14 protein-coding genes are annotated in these 14,792 nt (G+C 72.1%); 6 read left to right on the top strand and 8 right to left on the bottom strand.

Going from position 1 to position 14,792, the window contains the following annotated elements:
* The first annotated feature begins 43 nt into the window (after positions 1-43).
* Positions 44-1,429, top strand: a complete 1,386-nt coding sequence (locus tag ACH4U7_RS23780; RefSeq protein WP_398529870.1) for a pyridoxal-phosphate dependent enzyme — start codon at positions 44-46, stop codon at positions 1,427-1,429.
* Here the strand turns inward: ACH4U7_RS23780 and ACH4U7_RS23775 are convergent.
* On the bottom strand, positions 1,375-2,019 hold the full coding sequence (locus tag ACH4U7_RS23775) for a peroxiredoxin-like family protein (RefSeq protein WP_398529869.1): 645 nt from the start codon (positions 2,017-2,019) through the stop codon (positions 1,375-1,377). The two genes, ACH4U7_RS23780 and ACH4U7_RS23775, sit on opposite strands and share 55 nt — an antisense overlap.
* A 142-nt stretch (positions 2,020-2,161) precedes the next feature.
* Between ACH4U7_RS23775 and ACH4U7_RS23770 the strand changes: the two genes are divergently transcribed.
* Positions 2,162-2,761, top strand: a complete 600-nt coding sequence (locus ACH4U7_RS23770) for a TetR/AcrR family transcriptional regulator (RefSeq protein ID WP_398529868.1) — start codon at positions 2,162-2,164, stop codon at positions 2,759-2,761.
* 2 nt (positions 2,762-2,763) lie between these two features.
* On the opposite strand, the gene ACH4U7_RS23765 is transcribed toward ACH4U7_RS23770, so the two are convergent.
* Both ACH4U7_RS23765 and ACH4U7_RS23760 read right to left on the bottom strand, forming a co-directional pair.
* The gene (locus tag ACH4U7_RS23765; protein WP_398529867.1) at positions 2,764-3,894 is read right to left on the bottom strand and encodes a MerR family transcriptional regulator; all 1,131 of its coding nucleotides are present in this window, start codon (positions 3,892-3,894) and stop codon (positions 2,764-2,766) included.
* 252 nt (positions 3,895-4,146) lie between these two features.
* Positions 4,147-4,923: an IclR family transcriptional regulator gene (locus ACH4U7_RS23760; protein ID WP_398529866.1), complete on the bottom strand. Its 777-nt coding sequence runs from the start codon at positions 4,921-4,923 to the stop codon at positions 4,147-4,149.
* 173 nt (positions 4,924-5,096) lie between these two features.
* Here ACH4U7_RS23760 and ACH4U7_RS23755 point away from each other — a divergent pair, with 173 nt between their 5' ends.
* The gene (locus tag ACH4U7_RS23755; RefSeq protein WP_398529865.1) at positions 5,097-6,215 is read left to right on the top strand and encodes a homoserine dehydrogenase; all 1,119 of its coding nucleotides are present in this window, start codon (positions 5,097-5,099) and stop codon (positions 6,213-6,215) included.
* The gene (locus ACH4U7_RS23750) at positions 6,208-7,629 is read left to right on the top strand and encodes an aldehyde dehydrogenase family protein (RefSeq protein WP_398529864.1); all 1,422 of its coding nucleotides are present in this window, start codon (positions 6,208-6,210) and stop codon (positions 7,627-7,629) included. The genes ACH4U7_RS23755 and ACH4U7_RS23750 overlap by 8 nt, the downstream gene beginning before the upstream one ends.
* On the opposite strand, the gene ACH4U7_RS23745 is transcribed toward ACH4U7_RS23750, so the two are convergent.
* The 4 genes from ACH4U7_RS23745 to ACH4U7_RS23730 form a co-directional block, all read right to left on the bottom strand.
* Complete coding sequence (locus ACH4U7_RS23745; protein WP_014177666.1) at positions 7,610-8,062, bottom strand: Lrp/AsnC family transcriptional regulator; 453 nt, start codon at positions 8,060-8,062, stop codon at positions 7,610-7,612. The two genes, ACH4U7_RS23750 and ACH4U7_RS23745, sit on opposite strands and share 20 nt — an antisense overlap.
* A 139-nt stretch (positions 8,063-8,201) precedes the next feature.
* The gene (locus ACH4U7_RS23740) at positions 8,202-9,791 is read right to left on the bottom strand and encodes a cyclase family protein (protein ID WP_398529863.1); all 1,590 of its coding nucleotides are present in this window, start codon (positions 9,789-9,791) and stop codon (positions 8,202-8,204) included.
* Complete coding sequence (locus ACH4U7_RS23735; protein WP_398529862.1) at positions 9,788-11,233, bottom strand: amino acid permease; 1,446 nt, start codon at positions 11,231-11,233, stop codon at positions 9,788-9,790. The genes ACH4U7_RS23740 and ACH4U7_RS23735 overlap by 4 nt, the downstream gene beginning before the upstream one ends.
* 152 nt (positions 11,234-11,385) lie before the next feature.
* Positions 11,386-11,856: a hypothetical protein gene (locus tag ACH4U7_RS23730; RefSeq protein ID WP_398529861.1), complete on the bottom strand. Its 471-nt coding sequence runs from the start codon at positions 11,854-11,856 to the stop codon at positions 11,386-11,388.
* Between the two features lie 229 nt (positions 11,857-12,085).
* Between ACH4U7_RS23730 and ACH4U7_RS23725 the strand changes: the two genes are divergently transcribed.
* Positions 12,086-12,841, top strand: coding sequence for an IclR family transcriptional regulator (locus ACH4U7_RS23725; RefSeq protein WP_398529860.1), 756 nt, complete (start codon positions 12,086-12,088; stop codon positions 12,839-12,841).
* A gap of 63 nt (positions 12,842-12,904) precedes the next feature.
* Here ACH4U7_RS23725 and ACH4U7_RS23720 read toward each other — a convergent pair whose 3' ends face one another.
* A complete protein-coding gene (locus ACH4U7_RS23720) occupies positions 12,905-13,801 on the bottom strand; it encodes a LysR family transcriptional regulator (RefSeq protein ID WP_398529859.1) in 897 nt (298 codons plus the stop codon).
* 79 nt (positions 13,802-13,880) lie between these two features.
* Here ACH4U7_RS23720 and ACH4U7_RS23715 point away from each other — a divergent pair, with 79 nt between their 5' ends.
* Positions 13,881-14,792, top strand: coding sequence for an EamA family transporter (locus ACH4U7_RS23715; protein ID WP_398529858.1), 912 nt, complete (start codon positions 13,881-13,883; stop codon positions 14,790-14,792).

The raw sequence follows: 14,792 nt of genomic DNA, 5'->3' as shown, positions 1-14,792 counted from the left end.
CTGGCGTGCTCCAGACCACGCCCGACCTGGCATGATCCAGGTCATGCAGCGCCCCAACTCCCGGTCAGGCCAGCCCACATCCCGTCCCCCACGGCCCAACGCCGCACGCCCCGAACCCGAGCAGGGGCTGCGGCCGCGGCCGCGGTCGCAGTCGCTCGCGACCGGTCAGCGGTCCCTGGGGGATCCGGCGGTCCACTACTCCCTGTGGCCGCCGCTCATCAACGGCTGCCCGCGCACCTCCACCGACGCCGCCGCGTACCCGCTGGAGGTCGACTACGCGTACGACCGGGTGCCCGCCGACCTGTTCGGCCGCCCCGCCGTACACGGCCTCGAACGCTGGGCCCCGCTGCTCCCGCCGCTGGCCGCCCCCGGTCTTGGCGAGGGGAACACGCCCCTGGTCCAACTGCCCGACGGCGTCTACATCAAGGACGAGTCGCGCAACCCCACCTGGAGCCACAAGGACCGGCTCAACCGCGTCGCCGTCAGCGCCGCGAAGGCGAGCGGGGCGCGCGGCGTCGTGGTGGCCTCCTCCGGCAACCACGGCGCCGCGGCGGCGGCCTACGCGGCCCGCGCCGGGCTGCCGTGCGTCGTGATCGCCTCCCCGTCCGCCCCGCCCGCCGTGGCCTCCTTCGTACGCGCCTACGGGGCGCTGGTGGTCACCGGGCCCCACGAGTCGTGGAAACCGCTGACGCGGCGGATCGTGGAGGAGTTCGGCTATCAGCCGGTCTCCAGCCTGACCAGCACCGCCCACACCGGCCACCCCTTCGGCCCCGAGGGCTACAAGACCATCGCGTACGAGATCTTCCTGGACCTCGGCGAGCCGCCCGAGGCGGTGTACGTGCCCACCGGCTACGGCGAACTGCTCTTCGGCGTCTGGAAGGGCTTCCACGAGCTGACCCTGCTCGGCCTGGCCGACCGCACCCCGCGGCTGTACGCATGCGAACCCGCCGCCGCGGGCGCGCTGACCACCGCGATCCGCACCGGCCGCCCCGCCGCCCAGGTCCCGGTCGGGCCGACCGAGGCGTACGGGATCTCCTGCCCCGTGGGCGGCTACCGCGGGGTGGTGGCCGTACGCGAGAGCCGCGGCGCGGCGCTGACCGTCACCGATGAGCAGATGGCCGCCGCCCGCGACGAACTCGCCGGCCAGGGCCTGTGGGTCGAGCTGTCCTCCGCGGCCGGGCTGGCCGGGCTGCGCGCCCACCGGGAGGACCCCGCCCGTCCAGGGGACGCCTCGGGCCCCGTGGTGTGCGTCACCACCTCCAGCGGCTTCAAGGACAGCACCACCGCCACCCGCGCCCATCCGACCGTGCCCGCGGACTGGGACACCGTCGCCGCCGCGCTGCGCGGTCTTTCGGACCGACCTGCTGATGGTCCCTACAGCGCGGCCAGGGCGGCGAGGATGTCGGCCGGTTCGGCGCGCGCCGTGTAGTCGGTGTCGACGAAGGCCCACCGGATCACCCGGTCGCGGTCGATGACGTACGTGGCGGGCAGCGGCAGGGTGCGCGGATGGCCGCCGTTGACGCGCTGGAGGTCGAAGCCGAACGTGTCGTAGACGGCGGCGAGGTCGTCGGGCAGGTCGAAGGCGAGCCCGTACTGCTTGGCGGTGTCGGAGCCGAGGTCGCTGAGGACGTCGAAGGCCAGCTCGTGCTTCTCGGTCAGCGACAGGGACTCGTCGGGGACCTGCGGCGATACGGCCACCAGGCGCGCGCCCCGCGCGGTGATCTCGGCGTGGTGGCTCTGGAGGGCCCGCAGGGCGATGTTGCAGTACGGGCACCAGGCGCCGCGGTAGAAGGTGAGGACGACCGGGCCGTCGGCGAGCAGGCCGTCCAAGGTCACCGTCCGTCCGGTCGCCGAGGGCAGTTCGAAGCGGGGCGCCCGGTCCCCCACGGACAGGGCGTCGGCGGCCTGCCCGGAGTCGGCGAGCTCCTGACCGGCCCGCTCCATGACTTTCCGCGCCTCGGCGGGGATCTGCGGGTACCGGGCCTCGTAGAAGGCGCGCAGTTCGGCGTTGAGACTCATCGCTGCCGTTCCTCCCTCACATCAATCTTGGAATGGTCGTTTCAAGATAGCGGGGAGCGCGACCCCACGTCCATGACCGGGCCGCGCTATCTTGGAATTTCCATTTCAAGATGACTGGATCACCACGGCAGGACGGGCGAACATGCCGGACGTCAAGCACTTCGACCCCGATACGGCACTGGCGACAGTGGTGCGGCTGTTCTGGCGGCAGGGCGTGGCCGCGACCGGGATCCAGGACGTGGTGACCGCGACCGGGCTCAACCGCTCCAGCCTGTACGCCACTTTCGGCGGCAAGCAGGAGCTGTACCGGGCCGCGCTGCGCCGCTATGTGGAGCAGTGGTCCCAGCCGGCGTTCCGGAACCTCGCCGAGGACGGGCGCGGTCTGCCCGCCATCGCCGAGTTCTTCGGCGGGCTGATCGCGGTGCGGTGTGCGGGAGAGTACGCGCGGTGGGGCTGCATGGTCGCCAACGCGCACGCGGGCGCCGAGAGCGCCGACCCCGACGTACACGCCCTCCTGGACCGCCACCACCAGCAGCTGCGGGACGCCATGCACACGGCGCTCACCGGCGCCGAGGCCCAGGGCCAGCTCGCCCCCGGCACCGACCCCGGCGCCGCCGCCGATGTCCTGGCCCTGCTCGCGTACGGGGTGAACCTGCGCTCCCGCGCCGGAGCCGACGCCCAGGCCCTGGAAGCCACGGTGGCCACCGCCCTTAACGCCCTCGGCGCCCGGGCGGCGGCCTGACCTTACGGCTGACGGCCGGGCTCGGGCTCCAGCACGTCGGCGACCACACAGCTGACGTTGTCGGGGCCGCCCGCGCCGTTGGCCAGGGCGATCAGCTCGCGCACGGCCTGCTCGGGGTCGCGGGCCGCGGTGACGACGTGGCGTACGTCCTCGGTCGGCACGACGGAGGACAGCCCGTCGGAGCAGAGCAGATAGCGGTCCCCCGGCCGGGCGTCGTGCAGCCGTATGTCAGCCGCCCCTCCAGCACCTCCCATCCCTCCTGTCAGGGCCCGCAGCAGCAGCGAGCGCTGTGGATGGGAGGTGGCCTCCTCCGGGCTGAGGCGCCCTTCGTCGACCATCGACTGGACGAGGGTGTGGTCGTGGGTGATCTGGAAGAGTTCACCGGCCCGCAGCAGATAGGCGCGGGAGTCGCCGATGTGCACCAGGGCGAGCCGGGAGCCGGTCCACAGCATCGCGGTGAGCGTCGTGCCCGTATCACGGGGCGCGGGGTCGGCTCCGGCGATATCGCGCACCGCCAGGCCCGCCCGCTCGACGGCGTCCTCCAGCGCGTTGAGCAGGTCGCCCGCCGGAACGCCCGCACCGACGCCCTCGGCGTCCAGGCGTTTGAGCACTTGGACGGCGGCCTCCCCGGCCGGGGCCCCGCCCGTGCCGAAGCCGTCGGCGACGGCGAACAGGCGCGGTCCGGCGTAGGCGGTGTCCTGGTTGCTCTCGCGGACCAGGCCGGTGTCGGACAGCGCGGCGTAACGGATGTCCAAGGGCTCGGCGGTCGAAGACGTCGGAGACATGACGGGGTCCTTCCATGACAGATGGTCGATGAGGAAGGCGGCCAGGTCCCGCCGGGCAGCGGTCTCGGCCTCGGTCCGGGCCCAGAAGGCCCGGACCTCCCGTGCCGCCGCGGCAGCGTCCGACTCGCAGAGGTCGCAGACCTCGCCGATACGGGCCAGCGGCATGCCCAGACGGCGCAACCAGGCCACCAGCCGGGCCCGTTCAAGCTGCTCAGGCGCGTAGAGCCGATAGCCCGTCACCGGGTCGACGCGGGCCGGGGCCAGCAGTCCCAGCTCGTCGTAGAGCCGCAGCGCCTTCGGCGACAGCCGGGACGCCTTCGCGAACGCCCCGATGGTCAGCAGACCCATGTCCGCCCCTCCTCATCCCGGGTACCTTCCCCCGGCCCCCCGATGCTGAGGCCTCCCCCAACGGCAAGGTCAAGGCCAAAGTCAAGGCCAAGGTCAAGGGCAAGGGCAGGGCCGGCAAGGGCAAGGGCAAGGGCAAGGGCAAGGTCAAGGTCAAGGGCAGGGCCGGCAAGGGCAAGGGCAAGGGCAAGGTCAAGGTCAAGGGCAGGCCAAGGCCAAGGCCAAGGGCAACGCCCGTCCGACGCTGCCCGTCGGCTATGGCGCGCCCGTGTCGACGAGCCGCCCGAGGGAGCCGGCCGCGGCGGTCAGATCGGCGCGGATCGCCTCTTCCCGCGGCCTGAGGTCCGTCTGTCTGCCGAGGACCGCGAGCGCCGCGAAGATCCGGCCTTCGGCGTCCCTGACCGGCACCGCGTACTCGGTGATGCCGTGCTCGAACTCCTCGTGCGCGGCAACCATCCCGCCCGGCCGGTCGCGGTCGTTGGCCGCGGTCAGCTCCTCGGCGGAGTGTGCGGCGCCCGGCCCGCCGACGCCGATCAGTTCGTAGCCCTCGAGCAGCGCCGCGATCTCATCCCCGGAGTGGTCCAGCAGCAGCGCGCGGCCGGCCCCGGTGCACCAGCAGGGGGTGACCAGACCGGCCCTGGCCGGCCATGGCGCCCGCGCCTCCGAACGCAGCAGCCGGACGAGGACGCCGTCGCGCACCGAGAGGCGGGCGCCGGCGCCGTATGCGATGGCCAGGCGGCGCAGCACCGGCCGGGACGCGCCCGGCAGGCCGTGGTTCAGGGCCCGGGCCAGTTCGTGGAACCCGGCGGCGACGCGGAGGGTGGAGTCCTCACGGCGCTCCAGAAAGCCCCGGTCGCACAGCTCCTGGGTCATCCGTGAGGCCTTGCTGGGGTCGATGCCGATCTCCTGGGCGAGCCGGGCGACATTGAACCCGGTGCGCCCGGAGGTCTCCCGCTCCAGCACCGCGTTGATGATCTGGAGGCCGGTACGCAGCGAGGACGCCGCCTGGGCCTTCGGCGGGTTCGCTGTCACGGCCTCACTTTAGCAACGTGATCCCAACGCGATCCCAACGCGATCCGCGGCGGCCGGAGGACAACCGCTCACGGGACGGTGCACATCGGCATCGCCGCCGAGCGCTTCGGCATGGCCACGATGACAAGCGCGGAGGTGACGCTGGGCGAGGTCACAACGCGAAGGAGACGCTGATGACGCAGATGACGCTGTTGAAGCAGATGACCCGGTACGACCTCGCCCTGATCGGCTTCGGTGGCGTCAACCGGGCGCTCGCCGAACTGATCGCCGAGCGCGGCGACGAACTGTCCGAGGAGCTGGGCTTCGCCCTGCGTGTGGTCGCGATCACCGACCTGCGGGCCGGTTCGCTGGTGCGGACCGACGGCATCGACCTCGCTCCGCTGCTCGCGGCGGCGCCGGGGGAGCTCGACTTCTCCGGGATGGCGGGCGGCAGCGCCGATCCGCGCAACGAGTGGGTGATCCGGGAGGTGCCCGCCGATATCGTCGCCGAGGCCACGTTCACCAATCCGGCCGACGGCGAGCCCGCGCTGTCCCATGTGCGCTGGGCGCTGCGGGCGGGCAAGCACGTATGCACCACCAACAAGGGACCGGTCGCCCTGCACGGCCGCGCGCTCAAGCGGCTCGCGGCCGAGCACGGCGTCAGCTTCGAATTCGAGGGCACCGTGCTCAGCGGTACGCCCGTGCTGCGCACCGCGGACCGGCTGCTCGCGGGCGCCCGCGTCACCGGTGTCGAGGGCATCATGAACGGCACCTCGAACTACATCCTCGGCCGGCTCGAAGAGGGCGTGGACTTCACCGACGCCGTCAAGGAAGCCCAGGACGCGGGCTACGCCGAGGCCGACCCGACAGCGGACGTCGAGGGCTTCGACGTACAGCTGAAGGTCGCGATCCTCGCCCATGAGGTCCTGGGCGCCACGCTGTCCTGCGACGAGGTCGCCCGGGAGGGGATCTCGCGGCTCACCCCGGCGGATATGCGCGACGCCGCCGCCCGGGGGCTGCGGTGGAAGCTGATCGGCTCGGTGACCCGCCGCGAGGACGGCAGCGTCGACGCGCGCGTGGCGCCGGTCGCGCTGCCCCTCGAACACCCGCTGGCCTCGGTCGGCGGCCCCGTGAACGCCGTTGCCTTCCACACCGATCTGCTCGGCACCGTCACCGTCTCCGGCCCCGGCGCCGGGCGCACCGAGACGGCGTACGCGCTGCTGTCGGACATCATCGCCATCCACCAGCGGCACAGCACTGGCCACGTCGCACCCGCCGCTGGACGCGTCCTCCAGGAGGCCTTCCGTGACTGACACCACCCTCGCCGCTCTCCCGCGTGACGGCCAGGGCTTCGTCGCCGTGCACAACCCGTACACGGACGAGGTAATCGGCTCGGTCTGCGCCACGACGGCGGATTCGGTCGACGAGATCATGGCCCGCGCCCGCCGCGGGCGCGCCACCGCAAGGGCCCTCTCCCGGGCCGCCCGCGCCGCCGTACTGGACCGCGCGGCCCGGCTGGTCGACGAACGCGCCGAGTCCTTCGCCCGGTTGATCGTGGCCGAGGCGGGCAAGACCATCGCCCAGGCCCGCAAGGAGGCCGCCCGCGCGGTCAACACCCTGGCCCTGTCGGCCGCCGAGGCCCGCCGCAACGCGGGCGAGGTGGTGCCCTTCGACGCGTACGAGGGGTCCGAGGACCGCCAGGGCTGGTTCACCCGGGAGCCGCTGGGCATCATCGCCGCGATCACCCCGTACAACGACCCGCTCAACCTCGTCGCCCACAAGCTCGGCCCCGCCGTCGCGGGCGGCAACGCCGTCATCCTGAAACCCTCCGACCTCACCCCGCTGTCCGCGCTGCGGCTGGTCGACACCCTCGTCGAGGCCGGGCTGCCGGACGAGGTGATCACCGTGGTCAACGGCGGCGCCGACGTCGGCGCCGCGATCGTCGCCGCCCCCGAGGTGCGCATGGTCTCGTTCACCGGCGGCTTCGCGACCGGGGAGGCCATCGCCCGCCAGGCCGGGCTGAAGAAGCTCGCCATGGACCTCGGCGGCAACGCGCCCGTCCTCGTCCTCGCCGACGCGGACCTCGACCTCGCCGTGAAGGCGTGTGTGTCCGGCGCGTTCTGGGCCGCGGGCCAGAACTGCATCGGCACCCAGCGCATCCTGATCGCCCAGGAGGTGTACGAGGAGTTCCGTACGGCCTTCGTCGCCAGGACGAGGGCGCTGCGCACCGGCGACCCCCGCGATGAGCACACGGACGTCGGCCCGATGATCACGCCCATGGCGGCCCGGGCCGCGAAGGCGAAGGCCGATGAGGCCATCGCGCGCGGCGCGGTGCTGCTGTGCGGCAACGACCTCGACGGCAGCCTCTACAGCCCCACCGTGCTGGAGGGCGTCCCGGCCGACAGCGCCCTGTGGCAGCAGGAGGCGTTCGCGCCGCTCGTCGCGCTGCAGCCGGTCGGCTCCTTCGAGGAGGCGGTGGCGCGCGCCAACGAGATCGACTTCAGCCTCCACGCGGGCGTCTTCACCGCAAGCCTGGACCAGGCGATGGCGGCCGCCCGGCGGCTGGAAGCCGGCGGGGTGATGGTCAACGACTCCTCCGACTACCGGTTCGACGCCATGCCGTTCGGCGGGTTCAAGTACGGCAGCATGGGCCGCGAGGGCGTGCGGTTCGCCTACGAGGACATGACGCAGCCGAAGGTCGTATGCGTCAACCTCGCGGGCGGCTGACCACGCGCGCGAGCGTCAGCGCCGTGACCGTATCGCGTACACCGGGCATCTGGGCGATCTGCTCCCAGATGCCCTGTACGCGTTCCAGGGACCTGGCCTCGATCCGCACCATCAGGTCGAACTCCCCGCTGAGCACATCGCAGATGACGACCTCCGGGATGCGCTTGAGCGCCGCCAGCACCTCGCCGCCGCGCAACCGGTCCTCGCGGTAGACCAGGACCAGCGCCGAGGCGATGTCCTCGTCCTCGTGGCCGCCGCGCACCAGCGTGTAGCCGCGGATATGCCCCTGCCGCTCCAGCCGGTCGATCCGCTGCCGTACGGCGTTCCGCGACAGCAGCACCCGCTGCCCGAGCTCGGCGTGCGACAGTCGGGCGTTGCGGGTGAGTTCGGCGATGATCTTCTCGTCGATCGCGTCCAGTGCCGGTCGGTCCATCGCGGTATCCGTTCTCCACATGGCTCTTCGCATGGCTCTTCGCATGGCTCTTCGCATGGCTCTTCACGAGGCTCTTCACATGGCGACACCCCGGCGGACTCGGGTCCGCCGGGGCTCGGTACGCCAGTCGTGCCGGCGATCAGTCATTCATGTCGTTCGGGCACAGGGCGAAGACGCGGGCCGGGAACCCGGAGCCGCCCTGGGGCTTGGGCCAGGTGGCGACGATGAGCGCGCCCGACTCCGGGACCTGGTCGAGGTTGGCCATCAGCTCTATCTGCCACCGGTCACGCGCGAGGACATACCGCTCCAGGCTGAAGTCCCCCGCCGAGGTGGCCGACCCCGGGTCGGTGTCGGTCTGCTCATGGCCGATCGCGGTGACCCCCGCCTCCTCGAACAGATGGCGCAGGACCTCGGCGGACCAGCCGGGGGCGTGGCTGACCCCCGCCGCGTCCTTGTTGGCCATCGCGTCCCGGTCCGGCCAGCGCCGGCTCCAGCCCGTACGCAGCGCCACGAACGATCCGGCGGGGACGGCGCCGTGGCGCGCCTCCCAGGCCGCCACGTCGTCCAGGGTCGGGGTCGCGTCCGGGTCGGCCGCCACCCGCTCGCTGATGTCGAGCACCACCAGCGGCAGGACCATCTCCGCCACCGGGATGTGGTCCAGCGTGCGCGCCCCGGCGACGAAGTGCACGGGCGGGTCGACGTGCGTGCCCCACTGGCCCACGATCGTGTACTGGTGAACGTTGAAGCCGTCCCCGCGGTCCATGTCGAAGACCATCTCGCGCCGCTCGTCCGGGAACGCCGGGAAGTGCGGCTGCCCGGGGTGGAAGGCGTGGGTGAGGTCCGTGTACGTCGCCCTCCCGATCAGCTCACGGTAGGCCGACCACAGGGTGGGGGTGGTGGGAGAGGGGGTGCCGGGGGCGGTGGTGGTGTGGTGGGGGCTGCTGTCGCTCATCTGCTGGTTCTCTTTCGCGTCAGTGGTTCTGTGTCGATGGCTGTTCAACGGCCATGGTCGCGGGGCCGCGACCAGCAGGTCCGTCAGTTCCGCGGGCCCCGCGACGGACGCGACCGCGCCGGCCGACTCCGACCGGTCCCCGTAACCCCACAGCACATGGACGGCCGGGATCCCCTCTGCGGCGGCGCTGGTGATGTCGTACGACCGGTCGCCGACCATGAGCGGCGCCGATACGTCGACGCCGCGCCGGGCCAGTCGCGCCAGGCACTCCCGGATCACCTGGCGCTTGGTGGCGCGGCCCGTACGGTCGTCGATGCCGCACACCGCCTCGAACCACGGGTCCAAGCCGTAGTGGGCGACGACCCGCCGCGCCTGGTCCTCGACCTTGGAGGTCGCCACGCCCATCGGCAGGCCTGCGGCGGCCAGCGCCTTCAGCGCGTCCGCGACCCCGTCGTACAGCGCGCTGTCGAGGGCGCCGTGCGCGGCGTAGTGCGCCCGGTACGCCGCGAGGGCCCGTAGCGCGGTGGGCTCGTCGAGGCCGAGCCGGTGGCGGAAGGACTCGTACATCGGCGGGCCGACGAACGTCCGCAGGGTGTCGGGGTCCGGCGCCGGGGTGCCGGCCTCGCGCAGCGCGGCCTGGATGCTCGCGAGGACCCCGGGGGCGGAGTCGACGAGGGTGCCGTCCAGATCGAGCAGCAGACAGGTGGGCGGCGTCGGCATGGACGTCGGCTTGGGCGTCGGCGTCGGCTTGGGCGTCGGCGTCGGCGTCGGCGTCATGAGGCCGTCCCGCTCCGCCTGCGGCTGTACCGCAGGTAGTAGTAGAGGTAGCAGGCGGCGACGAAGGGGATGCCGAAGTACAGGGCCGCGACCTGGGTGGGGTCCAGGGCGACGCCGACCAGGGCGGCCAGGCAGAGCACGAACGCCAGGACGGGCACGACCGGATAGAACGGGGTGCGGTAGGGCAGCGCCCTCACATCCCCGCCGTCGCGCAGAAAGGCCCGGCGGTGGAAGAACTGCGAGGCCGCGATCGACATCCACACCGCCACCGCCGCGAACCCGGCGATCGACACCAGGACGAGATAGACGGTCTGGGCCGCGACCACGCTGCTCAGCAGTGACGCGATACCGCCCAGCATGCTCACCACGAGCGCGGCCATCGGGATCTGGCGGGAGTTCAGCCGCCGCAGCATCTGCGGGGCCTGGCCCTCCTCGGCGAGCGAGAACAGCATCCGCGCGCAGGAGTAGAGGCCGCTGTTGCCGGCGGACAGCAGCGCCGTGATGATCACGAAGTTCATGACATCGGCCGCGTAGGGGATCCCGATGGTCGTGAAGACGGTCACGAAGGGGCTCTCGTCCAGGCCGACCTTGTCGTACGGGATCATCGCGGCGATCACGGTGATCGCCCCGGCGAAGAAGACCAGCAGCCGGACCACCGTCACCCGCAGCGCCTTGGGGACCGCCTTGGACGGTTCGTCCGTCTCGCCCGCGGCGACGCCGATCAGTTCGGAACCGGAGAAGGCGTAGAACGCGGCGAGGACGGTGACCATGACGCCGGACAGCCCGTGGGGGAACAGGCCGTCGGGGGTGTTGAAGTTCTGGAACAGATGCGGGAACGCCTGGCCGTGGTCGGCCAGCGGGTGGAAGCCGCCGATGGCCGCGCCGCCGAGGATGATGAGGGCGACGACCGCGGCGACCTTGATGAGGGAGAACCAGTACTCGGTCTCACCGAAGACGCGCGCGGAGATCGCGTTGACGGAGAACACCACGGCGGCGCAGACCACGCACCACACCCAGACGCTGACGGAGGGGAACCAGCGCTGCATCAGCAGCCCGCAGGCGGTGAACTCCGAGCCCAGGGCGACCGCCCAGGTCAGCCAGTACAGCCAGGCGGTGGTGAAGCCGGTGGCCGGGTTGATCGAGCGCGAGGCGTAGATATGGAAGGCACCCGAGACCGGGTAGGCGCAGGCGAGTTCGCCCAGGCAGGTCATGACGAGATAGACGACGAACGCGCCGACCAGATAGGAGAGGACGGCGCCGAGCGGACCGGCCTGGGAGATGGTGTAGCCGGAGCTGAGGAACAGCCCGGAGCCGATGACCCCGCCCATCGCGATCATCACGAGGTGGCGACTGGTCATGGAACGGCGCAGCGTTCCCTGGGGCGGGTGGTCGGTCGCTCTTTCCGGAGCCGACGTGCTCTCGGTCGGGAGTGATGTGGTCATGACATGACTTCCTCAGGGGTGGCGGTGACGGGGACGACACGGCGTGGCGGAGGGTGATGCCACCTCTTGGGCGGCCGCGGCGCGTGCGGGGTCAGCGCGCCGCGGTCCGCCGGGGAGCGCGGAGAGCTCCACAGGGCTTACGCGCGCAGGGCTTACGCGCGGGAGACCAGCTCCAGGGGTGCGGAGAGCTCGACGACCGGGACCTCCCAGGGGTGGGCGGCCACGATGCGCGTCAGAACACGGGACACCTCGTCGTCCGCGGCGGAGGCGTCGACATAGGTGGTGAAGGTGAGGGTGGGGGACAGCGAGCGGGCGCCGACCGCGCCGAGGGTGGGGGTGGACCCGGGCGCCGCGGTGAACCCCTCGGCGCCGATGCCGACCTCGAAGACGTCGGTGTAGAGGCCGAAGTCCCCGACCTCCGGGGAGGCCTCCAGGGCGCGGAAGAGCTCGGCCAGGGATTCGTCCTGGTGCAGCACCTCGACATCGCCCGCGGCCAGGGCGGCCAGGGTCTGCTGCGAGACGGGCCAGTACACCTTGATCGCTCGCACCGACCGGCGCCGGATCGCCGGTTCGGTACGGCACGGCCCCCGCTCTTGGGCCGCGGACGTCATCGTCGCCGTCATGGCTGTCGCTGTCCCTTCTCGTATATCCCCGGCCTCGTACGTCCCCGGGCGACCGGGGCGAAAGCCGATGCGCGAGATGCTATGCGTGCATCTACCGCATGACAAGATGCAAATAACGCACAACTTTGGGAGGTCGGTATCGCGAAAGGGCGGCAGTAGGGTGTCCGCGACAGCTGATCGCGCCGTATGGACGGCGCGCGGCACGGCGGGGCGACGCGGCTGAGGGGTCATGGAATCGAGCGTGGGCAAGGGTCTGGACGTGCTGATGGCGCTCGCCCACAGGACGGCGGAAGGGCATCGCCGCACCTCGGCCACCGACTTGGCCCGCGACCTGGCCCGCGACCGGAGCCAGCTGTCCCGCGGCCTGGCCGCCATGCGCGAAGAGGACTTCGTCGCGCGCAACGGGTCGCCCCAGGCGCTCACCCTGCACTGGCGGCTCTACGCCGACACCCAGGAGCTCACCGCCCACCGCCTGCGTACGGACGGGCAGACCGCGCTGGAGGGCATGGTCGGCGAGACCGGCGAGAGCTGCTATCTGGGCGTCCTGGCCGGCGACGCGACCGTGACGATCGCCGAACGCGTCCCGCCGGGCAGCAAACAGGTCGGCTCGTGGATCGGCCGCCCCTACCCCGCGTACTGCAGCGACTGCGGGCAGGCGCTGCTCAGCGACGCCGACGACGAGGAAGTCGCCGCCGTCTTCGCCCGCACCGACTTCGTACGCCACGGCCCGAACACCCCCACCGGGCTCGACGACTTCCTCCACCGGCTCGCCGCCACCCGCGAGCGGGGCTACTCGATCGTCGACGAGGAGGCCGAACCCGGTCTGTACTCGGTCGCCGCCCCGGTCCGCGACTTCCGCGGCGAGGTGGTGGCCGCGCTCCAGGTCGTCGGTCCGCGCGTCCGCCTCGCCCCGCGCACCGAAGAGCTGGCCGCCACCGCGCTGCGCTGGGCCGACCACCTGGAAGCCGCCCTGCGGGGGACGTGACCCTCGGCCGACCCCCCCCGCTCGGGCCCCAACTCCCGGCCCGTAAAGCGGGATGACGGCCACTCACAGCCGCCTTCCGACACCCTCCGCCTCCGGGATGTCGAGGATGGCGAGGAAGGCGGTGGCCGCGGGTGGGCGGCCGACGGAGCTCCAGATGACGTATTCGACGCGGGCCGGTGCGTCGGTGACCTCGATGGTGGTGACGCCGGTGAGCTGGGGCACATACGCGGAGGGCAGCATGGCGATGGCCAGGCCCTGCTCGACCAGTCGGCCGATGAATTCCGCGGTGGTCACTTCGAAGGCGACGTCGCGCCCGAGCCCGGCGGCCGAGAAGGCCTGGTCGGACTGGGCACGTCCGGCCGTTCCGGCCGGAAGGTCCACGAACACCTCGGCAGAGAGCCTGCGAAGGTCGACCGCCGGCTCGTCGGCGAGCGGATGGTCGGGGGCGACCACGGCGACGAGCCGGTCACGGGCGAGTTCGTGGGCGGCGACGCCCTGAGGCCGCGATGTGGTCGGCAGCCCGAGGAAGGCCACGTCGAGGGCTCCCTGTTTGACCTGCTCGACGAGGTCTTCGCTCGCGCCCACCCGCAGCCCGATGCGCACCTGTGGATACCGCTGGCGGAAGTCGCGCAGCGCGCCCGGGATATCGACCGCGGCGACGGTGGGGATCAGGCCCACGGCGAGCCGTCCGCGTACCTCTCCGACCGCCGCGGCCACCTCGGCGGCCGCGCGCTCGGCGGCGTCCAGACACTGGCGGGCGGCGGGGAGGAACGCCGCTCCGGCCGGGGTCAGCCGCACCCGGCGGCTGGTGCGTTCGAAGAGCCGCGCGCCCAACTCCTTCTCCAGACGGGAGATTTGGTGGCTGAGGGCGGACTGGACGACCAGGCATCGTTCGGCGGCCCGGGTGAAGCTGTTGGTCTCGGCCACGGCGATGACGTACCGCATCTGCTGAAGCTCCATGGATCTATCTTGTATCGAGATCGATGAAGTGAAAAACATGTCTTGGACTCATTGATGGCCACGGCATGAGACTGCGGGCATGACAAGTCCAGCAGCACAGAGAGCTTCCGGCGGGCGCGCCGCCCTGACGGCGCTCGCTCCCGCGGTCTGGGGCACCACCTACGTCGTCACCACCGAACTTCTGCCCCCGGGGCACCCCCTGTTCGCGGGGCTCCTGCGTGCGCTGCCCGCCGGGCTGATCGCGCTGGCGATCACCCGGACGCTGCCCCGCGGGGCCTGGTGGGGAAAGGCCGCGGCGCTCGGTGTGCTGAACATCGGGCTGTTCCTCCCGTTGCTGTTCGTCGCGGCCGAACGCCTGCCGGGAGGTGTCGCCGCCACGCTGGCGGCGGCCCAGCCGCTGATCGTCGCCGTCCTGGCGGTCACCGTGCTCCGCGAGCGCCTTTCGGTCTGGCGCCTCCTGTGGGGTGTGACGGGCGTCGTGGGCGTCGGCCTGGTGGTGATCGGGCCGAACGCGGCGCTCGACGGCGTCGGGATCGTGGCGGGCCTCGCCGGCGCGGCCACGATGGCGCTCGGGGTGACGCTCACCAAGCGCTGGGGACGTCCCGCCGGGGTCGGTGCCACCGCGTTCGCCGGCTGGCAGCTCACCGCGGGAGGTCTGTTCCTGGTGCCGGTCACCTTCCTCGTCGAGGGACCGCCTCCCGCGATCGACTCGACCGCCGCCCTCGGCTATCTCTGGCTGGGGCTGGTCGGCGGCCTGATCACCTACATCCTGTGGTTCCAGGGCATCACCACCCTGCCCGTCACCTCCGTCGCGGTGCTCGGCCTGCTCTCGCCGCTGGTCGCCGCCGTGCTCGGGGCCGTCGTACTCGACCAGACGCTCGGCCTGATCCAACTCGTGGGGTTCGGGCTCTCCCTCGCCGCGATCGTCGCGGGGCAGCTTCCCGCGCCCGCCCACGCACGCGACCGCGTTTCGGCCGCACCCCAGAAATGA

It is taken from the genome of Streptomyces sp. NPDC020845, assembly GCF_044334165.1.
Taxonomy (GTDB): Bacteria; Actinomycetota; Actinomycetes; order Streptomycetales; family Streptomycetaceae; genus Streptomyces.
The sequence above is the reverse complement of the archived record's forward strand: the minus strand, read 5'-3'. Positions and strand labels throughout refer to the sequence as shown.